General features: G+C 71.6%; 3 protein-coding genes and 1 pseudogene. 1 reads left to right on the top strand and 3 read right to left on the bottom strand.

The features are described 5' to 3' along the window. Window positions 1–221: 221 nt before the first annotated feature. The gene (locus GT042_RS07805) at window positions 222–650 is read right to left on the bottom strand and encodes an organic hydroperoxide resistance protein (RefSeq protein WP_161307978.1); all 429 of its coding nucleotides are present in this window, start codon (window positions 648–650) and stop codon (window positions 222–224) included. 79 nt (window positions 651–729) lie between these two features. Then, window positions 730–1,770: an NADP-dependent oxidoreductase gene (locus GT042_RS07800; RefSeq protein WP_161307977.1), complete on the bottom strand. Its 1,041-nt coding sequence runs from the start codon at window positions 1,768–1,770 to the stop codon at window positions 730–732. Window positions 1,771–1,892: 122 nt separating this feature from the next. Here GT042_RS07800 and GT042_RS07795 point away from each other — a divergent pair, with 122 nt between their 5' ends. Beyond that, entirely contained in the window at window positions 1,893–2,327 is a 435-nt protein-coding gene (locus GT042_RS07795) for a MarR family transcriptional regulator (RefSeq protein WP_161307976.1), read from the top strand. A gap of 89 nt (window positions 2,328–2,416) precedes the next feature. Here GT042_RS07795 and GT042_RS07790 read toward each other — a convergent pair. After that, window positions 2,417–2,965, bottom strand: a pseudogene (locus tag GT042_RS07790) (hypothetical protein); the annotation flags it as partial.

The raw sequence follows: 2,965 nt of genomic DNA, 5'->3' as shown, positions 1-2,965 counted from the left end.
ACGTCGGCGTCGGGCGCGCGGGTGGTGCTCTTCGGCACGGAGCCGCTGTTCCGCGACCATCCCAAGGGGGTGTTCGCGCAGGTGGGCCGGGCGCTGCTCGGCGCGGCCGGCTGAGCGGGCCGCCGCCGGGGCCGTACCGGACACGCTGACGGACACGCGGGGCCCGCGTCCCCTGAGGGGATACGGGCCCCGCGCCGTGCCACGTGCGATGCGCTGTGCGATCAGGCGACGGCGAGCGTCACGCTGATGTTGCCCCGGGTCGCGTTGGAGTACGGGCACACCTGGTGCGCCTTCTCCAGCAGGTCCTTGGCGGTCGCCTCGTCCACGTTCGGGATGACGGCGACGAGTTCGACCTCAAGACCGAAGCCGCCGGCCTCGGTCTTGCCGATGCTGACCTTGGCGGTCACGGTCGAACCGGATATGTCGGCCTTCGCCTTGCGGGCGACAACACCGAGCGCACCCTGGAAGCAGGCGCTGTAACCGGCGGCGAAGAGCTGCTCCGGGTTCGTGCCGGCGCCGCTGCCGCCCATCGAGGTGGGCGGGTTGACGATCACGTCGAGCTGACCGTCGTCGCTGGAGACGCGGCCGTCACGGCCGTTCTCGGCGGTGGCGACGGCGGTGTAGAGAGCGTCGATCTTCTGAATGGTCATGCTGGGAAGGTTCCTTCGCTTGTACGCCGTAGCTCGCGCCCACGGACCACGACGGCCTGGGGTCGAGCATAGGGGGTCGTCAACGGGTAAGTCCGACGATCATCTTTCCAGTGTTCTCGCCGCGCAGAACGCCGAGGAACGCGTCGAAGCCGTTCTCGATCCCCTCCACGACGGTTTCGTGGTGCTTGAGTTGACCTGAGGCGAACAGCGGGCCGACTTCCTGGAGGAAGCGGGGCTGGAGGTCCCAGTGATCGGTGACGATGATCCCTTCGAGGCGCAGCCGCTTGGTGACGACCAGGGCCAGGTTGTTCGGGCCCGGCGTCGGCGCGCTGTTGTTGTAGTGGGCGACCGCGCCGCACAGGACCGCCCGGCCGTGGGGCCTGAGCGAGTTGATCGCGGCTTCGAGGTGGTCGCCGCCCACGTTGTCGAAGTAGAGGTCGATGCCGTCCGGGGCGGCGGCCTTGAGCTGCTTCTTGACGGAGCCGTTCTTGTAGTTGAAGGCCGCGTCGAAGCCGTACTCCTCCACCAGGAGCCTGACCTTGTCGTCCGTACCGGCCGAACCGACGACCCGCGAGGCGCCCTTGAGCCTGGCGAGCTGGCCGACCTGGCTGCCGACCGCGCCGGCGGCCCCGGAGACGAAGACCGCGTCGCCCTCCTTGAAGGCGCCGACCCTGAAGAGGCCCGCGTAGGCGGTGAAGCCGGTCCCGCCGAGGACGCCGAGGTACGCGGAGAGCGGGGCGACGGACGGGTCGACCTTGACGGCGCGGCCCGGCTCGAACTCGGCGTACTCCCGCCAGCCCAGGTTGTGCAGCACGTGGTCGCCGACGGCGAACCCGTCCGCGCGGGAGGCGATGACCTCGCCGACCGCCTGGCCGGCCAGCGGCTCGCCCAGCTGGTACGAGGCCACGTACGACTTCGCGTCGTTCATCCGGGGGCGCATGTACGGGTCCACCGAGAAGTACAGGTTCCGGACCAGGATCCGGCCCTCCCCCGGTTCGGCCACGGGTATCTCGCGCAGCGCGACGTCACTCGGCCTCGGCCAGCCGTCGGGTCGGGCGGCGAGATGCCAGGCGCGGCCCGAGGTGGGAAGTGCGGTCCCTGGGACGGGAAGTGCGGTCATGGGGCGGGGTCTCCTCGGTGGGTGCGGGGGTGGCGGGGAGGCGTCGTACAGAAGCTTCACTACCTGAAAGAACCATGCTCTTAGATATTTCATGTTGTCAAGCAAATGGGTACGCTGGCCCCATGGCCACCACCCGCAGAGACCCGCTGACCCTCGAAGTCGTCGAACTCATCGGCACCGTCGTGGCCCGCTACTACGAGGAGTACGAGCACGCCGCGGCCCAGTACTCCCTCACGGGTGCCCAGGCGCGCGTTCTGGGACTCCTGTCCCTGGAGCCCATGCCCATGCGCCGGATCGCGCAGAAGCTGAAGTGCGAGCCGTCCAACGTCACCGGCATCGTGGACCGGCTCGAAGCGCGTGACCTGGTGGAACGGCGGCCGGACCCGGCCGACCGCCGGGTGAAGCTCGCCGCGCCCACCCCGCGGGGGCTGGAGACGGCGGCGCGGCTGCGGGACTCGCTGACGTTCGCGCGCGAACCGCTGGCGTCGCTGTCCGAGGACGAGCGGCGGGTCCTGCGCGACCTGCTCAAGCGGATGCTGGGCGAGGACGTGGTCTGAGCGGCGGGGTCACGCCTGGGGTCCGGCCGCCCGTCACGCTCCGGCCGTCACCCGCAGACGCATCGAGTCGTCACGCGCGGAACCACTCGTCACACGCAGAACCACAGGAACCGGTCGCAGGTCTCGCTCGGCTCGGGCGTCGGCGACGGGGACGCCGAGGTCGGGGACGCCGACGTGGGCCCGTCCGTGGGATCCGTGGGCGTGCCGGGACCGGACGCGGAGTCCGAGGGGTCCGGTGAGTCCGGCGCGCCGGTGTCGGCCGACTCCGTGTCGCCCGGAGTCGGGGATTCCGAGGCCGACGCCGAGTCGCCGGGGTCCGGGGACTCCCGGTCGTCCGGTTTCCCGCTGCCGTCCGGGGCGGGCGAGCCGCCCTTCCCCGTGCCGCCGGACGCGACAGGACCGGGGTCGTCGGGCGCCACCGGCTTCGCCGTCCCGTCCGGGCGGCCGTCGAACTCGGTGGACGCCTCCTCCTTGACCGCCGAGGCCCCGTCCTCACCGGGGGGCTCCATCGCCAGCCGGGCCAGGCTCAGCGCCCCCACCGCGAGGACCACCCCGAGCACGCCGACGACGATCCTGCGGCCACGCTTGCCGCGGGCCCTGCGGGGGCCGGTGCGGGCGGGGGCGGAACGGCGGCGGTC

The organism is Streptomyces sp. SID3212, from assembly GCF_009865405.1.
Classification (GTDB): domain Bacteria; phylum Actinomycetota; class Actinomycetes; order Streptomycetales; family Streptomycetaceae; genus Streptomyces.
Note: the sequence above shows the minus strand (reverse complement) of the source record. Positions and strands in the feature narration are given on the sequence as shown.

Bases quoted from the DNA above. Each gene is read 5' to 3' on its own strand.
- GT042_RS07800 (WP_161307977.1), bottom strand. From the start codon at position 1,770: ATGACCGCACTTCCCGTCCCAGGGACCGCACTTCCCACCTCGGGCCGC.
- GT042_RS07795 (WP_161307976.1), top strand. From the start codon at position 1,893: ATGGCCACCACCCGCAGAGACCCGCTGACCCTCGAAGTCGTCGAACTC.
- GT042_RS07805 (WP_161307978.1), bottom strand. From the start codon at position 650: ATGACCATTCAGAAGATCGACGCTCTCTACACCGCCGTCGCCACCGCC.